Raw genomic sequence first — 5,409 nt, 5'->3', positions numbered from 1 at the left:
GCCCCCTCGCCACCCCGCCACCCCGCCGCCGTGCCTGTCGCGGCGGTGCGGGCCGGGGCGAGTACAATCGCGCCCATGGCTAAACAAAAACTCCTGATCGGCTTCCATGCCGTGACCGCACGCCTGCGCCAGGACGCAACGGGCGTAACCGACATCTATATCGAATCCGCCCGCCGCGACCGGCGCATGCAGGACTTCGTGCGCCTGGCCGAAAGCCTGGGCGTGCGCCTGCATCCCGTTGACGCCGAGCGCCTGCGCGGCATGGCCGGCACTGACCGCCACCAGGGCGTGGTGGCGCGCGCCGAGGACGTGGCGCTGGCGCTGAACCTCGACGAGCTGCTCGACGGCATCGAAGGCACGCCGCTGCTGCTGGTGCTCGACGGCGTCACCGACCCCCACAACCTGGGCGCCTGCCTGCGCGTGGCCGATGGCGCCGGCGCGCACGCGGTGATCGCACCCAAGGACCGCAGCGTCGGCCTCAATGCCACGGTGGCCAAGGTCGCCAGTGGCGCGGCCGAGACCGTGCCCTATATCACCGTCACCAACCTCGCGCGCACGCTGCGCGAACTGCAGGAACGCGGCATCTGGGTGGTCGGCACTGCCGACGGCACCGAGAAGTCGCTGTACGACATCGACTTCAAGGGCCCGACCGCAATCGTGATGGGCGCCGAAGGCGAGGGCATGCGCCGCCTGACGCGCGAGACCTGCGACGACCTGGTCGGCATCCCCATGGCGGGCGGCGTCGAAAGCCTGAACGTCTCGGTGGCCAGCGGCGTGTGCCTGTACGAGGCGGTGCGCCAGCGGCGGCTGCCGCGCTGAGCACATGACGGGCGCCCCCTCCAACGCCGCTCTGCCGGGGCTTGAGGAAGCGCGCCGGCTGATTGCTGGCGCCCGGAACATCTTCGTGCTGACCGGCGCCGGCATTTCGGCCGAGTCCGGCGTGCCGACCTTCCGCGACGCGATGACCGGCCTGTGGGAACAGTTCGATCCGGAAGAACTCGCGAGCGAAGACGCTTATCGCCGCCAGCCCGCGCTGGTGTGGGAGTGGTACCTGCACCGGCGCGAGCTGGTCGCGGCCGTGCATCCCAACCCGGCGCACCACGCGCTGGTGGCGCTGGCCGCGCAGAAGCCGCTGACGCTGGTGACGCAGAATGTCGACGGGCTGCACCAGCGCGCCGGCAGCGGGCACGTGATCGAGCTGCACGGCAACCTGTTCGCCAACAAATGGCTGGATGGCTGCGGGCGCTGCGACGAGGCCATTGCGCTGCCGGGCAAGCCGCCGCGCTGCAACCTGTGCGGCGCGCTGATGCGTCCGGGCGTGGTGTGGTTCGGCGAGGATCTGCCGCGCGTGGCGCGCTACCGCGCCGAGCATGCGGCGCAGAACTGCGACCTGTGCCTGGTGGTCGGCACTTCGGGGCTGGTGTATCCGGCGGCGGGGCTGCCTGGCGTGGCGCGCGAGCAGGGCGCGCCGGTGATCGTGGTCAATCCGCAGCCGTCGGCACTCGATCAGACCGCGGATATCGTGCTGTCGGCGGCGGCGGGGCAGTGCCTGCCGCTGCTGTGGCCGCAGCCCGCGCCAGCGGCAGGCTGAGCCATAGGTCCGGGCGCTGCCGTCCGGACCTTCCTTGCGATTTACTTCGCAATTTCCCCGATCAGCTTCTCCAGCTTGACCGCATCCGCCGCGAACAGGCGGATGCCTTCGGCCAGCTTCTCGGTGGCCATCGCGTCTTCGTTCAACTGCCAGCGGAACGACGGCTCGTCGGCCGCGATGCGCGCGATATTGGCGGCCTGCGCCTGGTCCACCGACAGCTTGTGGTCGACCGTGCCCTCTGCGGTCCTGAGCTGCTCCAGCAGCTCGGGGCTGATGGTCAGCAGGTCGCAGCCGGCCAGCGACAGGATCTGCGTGGTGCTGCGGAAGCTGGCACCCATTACCTCGGTCGGGTAGCCGAACTTCTTGTAGTAGTCGTAGATCTGCCGCACCGAGCGCACGCCCGGGTCGTTTTCGGCGCCGTTCGCAACGGGGTCCCATTGCTCGCCGGCCTGCTTCTTGTACCAGTCGAAGATGCGGCCGACAAAGGGCGAGATCAGTTGCGCGCCGGCCTCGGCGCAGGCCACCGCCTGCACCAGCGAGAACAGCAGCGTCATATTGCAGCGGATGCCGTCGCGCTGCAGGATCTCGGCCGCGCGGATGCCTTCCCAGGTGGAGGCGATCTTGATCAGCACGCGTTCGCGCGCGATGCCGCGCTGCTCGTAGAGCTGGATCAGGTGGCGCGCCTTGGCCACGGTGGCCTCGGTGTCGAACGACAGGCGCGCATCGACCTCGGTCGACACGCGGCCCGGCACGATCGCCAGGATCTCGCAGCCAAAGGCGATCAGCACTTCGTCCATCACCGCGTCCACGCCGCCATTGCCGTGGTGGTCGCGCACCGCCTGCTCCAGCAGGTGCCGGTATTCGGGTTTCTGCACCGCCTTCAGGATCAGCGACGGATTGGTGGTCGCATCCTTCGGGGTATATTGCTTCATCAGCTGGAAGTCGCCGGTATCGGCCACTACCGTGGTGAACTGCCTGAGTTGTTCGAGCTGGTTCATGGTCGCTATGTCGTGGGCTGGATCGTCTGCGGGCATCCGAGGGGCGTACAGGCTGCCCGGGTCTGGTCCATTGTACCGTCGGCGGCGAGCCCTGCCGCCGCAATCCGCTACACTACGCGTTTCCCTCCCAACGCAATCTGGCTGTTGTCATGACTCAGGATGAACTCAAGGCGCTGGTGGCGCAAGCCGCCGCCGACTACGTGAAGCAGGAAGTTCCCGAAGGCGCCGTGCTCGGCGTGGGCACCGGCTCCACCGCCAATCTCTTCATTGACGCCGTGGCGGCGTTCAAGGAGCGCTTCGCGGGTGCGGTGTCGAGCTCCGAGGCTTCCACGCGCCGCCTGCAGCAGCACGGCTTCAAGGTGCTTGACCTGAATGAGGTCGATGAGATTCCCGTGTACGTCGACGGCGCCGACGAGATCGATGCCAGCGGCGCGATGATCAAGGGCGGTGGCGGCGCATTGACGCGCGAGAAGATCGTGGCCTCGGTGGCCAAGCGCTTTGTCTGCATCGCGGATGGCAGCAAGCTGGTCCAGACCATGGGCAACTTCCCGCTGCCGGTCGAGGTGATCCCGATGGCACGTGCCGCCGTGGCGCGCAAGCTGCAGGCGCTGGGTGGCCAGCCGCGGCTGCGCATGACCAAGGAAGGCGGCATCTATAAGACCGACAACGGCAATGTGATCCTCGATGTGGCCGGCCTGAAGATCGACGATCCGCGCGGGCTTGAGCAGACCATCAATCAGGTCCCCGGGGTGGTGACCGCAGGCCTGTTTGCGCTGCGCGGCGCGGACGTGCTGCTGCTGGGCAATGGCGACGGTGTGCAGCGCACGGACTACTGATCGCGCCGGTCAGTCAGCGCTATCCAGCAAAAAGGGGTGCCTGAGGCACCCCTTTGTCGTTGCAGCGGTCCGGATCAGGACTGCGGCGGCGGCACGTAGCCTTGCGCCTGGTCGGCCCCTTCGCCGAAGAAGTACTTCTCGGTCTGCTTCAGCAGGTACTGGCGCGCACGGGCGTCGGCCATGTTCAGGCGGTTCTCGTTGATCAGCATGGTCTGGTGCTTGAGCCAGCCGGCCCAGGCTTCCTTCGACACGCTCTGCCAGATCTTCTTGCCCAGTTCGCCGGGCAGCGGTGGGAAGTCGAGGCCTTCGGCTTCCTTGTTCAGCTTGATGCAATGGACCATGCGGGCCATGGGGACTCCTTGGAATGTTCGTTAGAGCTTCGGCGCTGGCGCTATTGTAGCCAAGCGGGGCCGCGGGCCGCGGCGCGGCGGCGATTGTCCCTACGCCATCACAGCTTTTTCATCAGCACCATCGACTTGCGCTGCCAGTTGTAGAGCTTGCGCTTGTCCTCGGGCAGGTCGTCGACGGTGGCGTGCACGAAACCGCGCTTGAGGAACCAGTGCTCGGTGCGGGTGGTGAGCACGAACAGCCGGTCCAGGCCGAGGGCGCGCGCGCGGCGCTCGATGCGCTTGAGCAGGCGCTCGCCGTCGCCGGTGCCCTGTGCTTCCTGCGATACCGTCAGGCAGGCCATCTCGCCCATGTTCTCGCGCGGGTAGTCGTACAGCGCGGCGCAGCCGAACAGCACGCCGTCGTGCTCGATCACCGAGAAGTTGCCGATGTCGCGCTCGATCAGGTGGCGTCCGCGCGGCACCAGCGTGCCGTCCTGCTCCAGCGGCTCGATCAGCTGCACGATGCCGCCGACGTCGTCGAGCGTGGCTTCGCGCAGGCTTTCCAGGTCGGTATCGGACAGCATGGTGCCGACACCGTCGTGCAGGAACAGCTCCAGCAGCACGGAGCCGTCGAGCGAATAGGGGATCAGGTGCGCGCGCGGCACGCCGCCCTTGAGCGCCTTGACCAGGTGCTGGAGGTAGTTGGCCACGTCCGGCGGCAGGTGGTTGTTCTGCAGGCGCTCGACCGCGGTGCGCAGCGACATTTCCTGCATCAGCTTGCCGACCGGGTCGGGCACGCCCGGCACCTCGGTGATAAAGATCAGCTTGTCGGCCTTCAGCGCGGTGGCGGTGGCGCTGGCCACGTCTTCCATCGACAGGTTGAAGGCCTGCCCCGTGGGCGAGAAGCCCAGCGGCGACAGCAGCACCACCTTGCCGTGCGACAGCGACATGCGCACCGATTCCGCGTCGATCTTGCGCACCAGGCCGGTGTGCTGGTAGTCGGTGCCGTTGACGATGCCAACCGGGCGCGCGGTGACGAAGTTGCCGGAGATCACCGACAGTTGCGCGCCCGCCATCGGCGTATTGGGCAGGCCCTGGCTGAACGCGGCCTCGATATCGAGGCGAAGCTCGCCGGCGGCTTCCTTGGCGCATTCGAGCGCGGCGTTGTCGGTGATGCGCACACCGTCAACGAACTGCGATTCGACATGGCGCAGCGCAAGCTGCTCCTCCACTTGCGGGCGCGAGCCGTGCACCAGCACGATCTGCATGCCCATGGCGTGCAGCAGCGCGACGTCGTTGACCAGCGCATTGAGCACGCCCGACTTGACCAGTTCGCCCGCGAACGCGATCACGAAGGTCTTGCCGCGGAAGGCGTGGATATACGGCGCCACCATGCGCAGCCAGTCGACGAACTGCTGGTGGTCGGGGCCGCCGCGGTCGATGCCGTCGGGCCGGCCGGGCGCGCGGGGCGCCGCGCCCCGCGCGGGCGGGGGGGGGCGGGGGGAGGGGGGGGGCGGGGGGGCCGGGGGGGGGGGGGCGGGGGGGGGTGGGGGGGGGGGGGGGCGGGGGGGGGGCGGGCCGGGGGGGGGGGGGGGGGGGCGGGGGGGGGTGGGGGGGGGGGGGGGGGGGGCGGGCCGCGTGCGGGGGCGGGAGGG

At 68.8% G+C, this 5,409-nt stretch carries 6 protein-coding genes; 3 read left to right on the top strand and 3 right to left on the bottom strand.

Annotated features, from left to right (window positions below; all coding sequences use genetic code 11):
• The first annotated feature begins 75 nt into the window (after nt 1–75).
• Nucleotides 76–819 carry a 23S rRNA (guanosine(2251)-2'-O)-methyltransferase RlmB gene (rlmB, locus tag AB1I47_RS33205; protein ID WP_354687893.1) on the top strand — a complete coding sequence of 248 codons (744 nt, stop codon included), beginning with the start codon at nt 76–78 and terminating at the stop codon, nt 817–819.
• A 4-nt stretch (nt 820–823) separates the two neighbouring features.
• On the top strand, nt 824–1,591 hold the full coding sequence (locus tag AB1I47_RS33200) for an SIR2 family NAD-dependent protein deacylase (RefSeq protein WP_354687891.1): 768 nt from the start codon (nt 824–826) through the stop codon (nt 1,589–1,591).
• A gap of 41 nt (nt 1,592–1,632) precedes the next feature.
• On the opposite strand, the gene tal is transcribed toward AB1I47_RS33200, so the two are convergent.
• Nucleotides 1,633–2,589, bottom strand: a complete 957-nt coding sequence (gene tal / locus AB1I47_RS33195) for a transaldolase (protein ID WP_354687890.1) — start codon at nt 2,587–2,589, stop codon at nt 1,633–1,635.
• Nucleotides 2,590–2,738: 149 nt separating this feature from the next.
• On the opposite strand from tal, the gene rpiA reads away from it, so the two are divergent.
• A complete protein-coding gene (gene rpiA / locus AB1I47_RS33190; protein WP_354687889.1) occupies nt 2,739–3,425 on the top strand; it encodes a ribose-5-phosphate isomerase RpiA in 687 nt (228 codons plus the stop codon).
• Nucleotides 3,426–3,499: 74 nt separating this feature from the next.
• On the opposite strand, the gene AB1I47_RS33185 is transcribed toward rpiA, so the two are convergent.
• A complete protein-coding gene (locus AB1I47_RS33185) occupies nt 3,500–3,775 on the bottom strand; it encodes an oxidative damage protection protein (protein WP_354687888.1) in 276 nt (91 codons plus the stop codon).
• Nucleotides 3,776–3,873: 98 nt separating this feature from the next.
• Nucleotides 3,874–5,196 carry an amino-acid N-acetyltransferase gene (gene argA, locus AB1I47_RS33180; protein ID WP_354687892.1) on the bottom strand — a complete coding sequence of 441 codons (1,323 nt, stop codon included), beginning with the start codon at nt 5,194–5,196 and terminating at the stop codon, nt 3,874–3,876.
• Nucleotides 5,197–5,409: the final 213 nt, after the last annotated feature.

The sequence above is a fragment of the Cupriavidus necator genome (assembly GCF_040578825.1).
Lineage (GTDB): Bacteria > Pseudomonadota > Gammaproteobacteria > Burkholderiales > Burkholderiaceae > Cupriavidus > Cupriavidus necator_E.
Note: the sequence above shows the minus strand (reverse complement) of the source record. Positions and strands in the feature narration are given on the sequence as shown.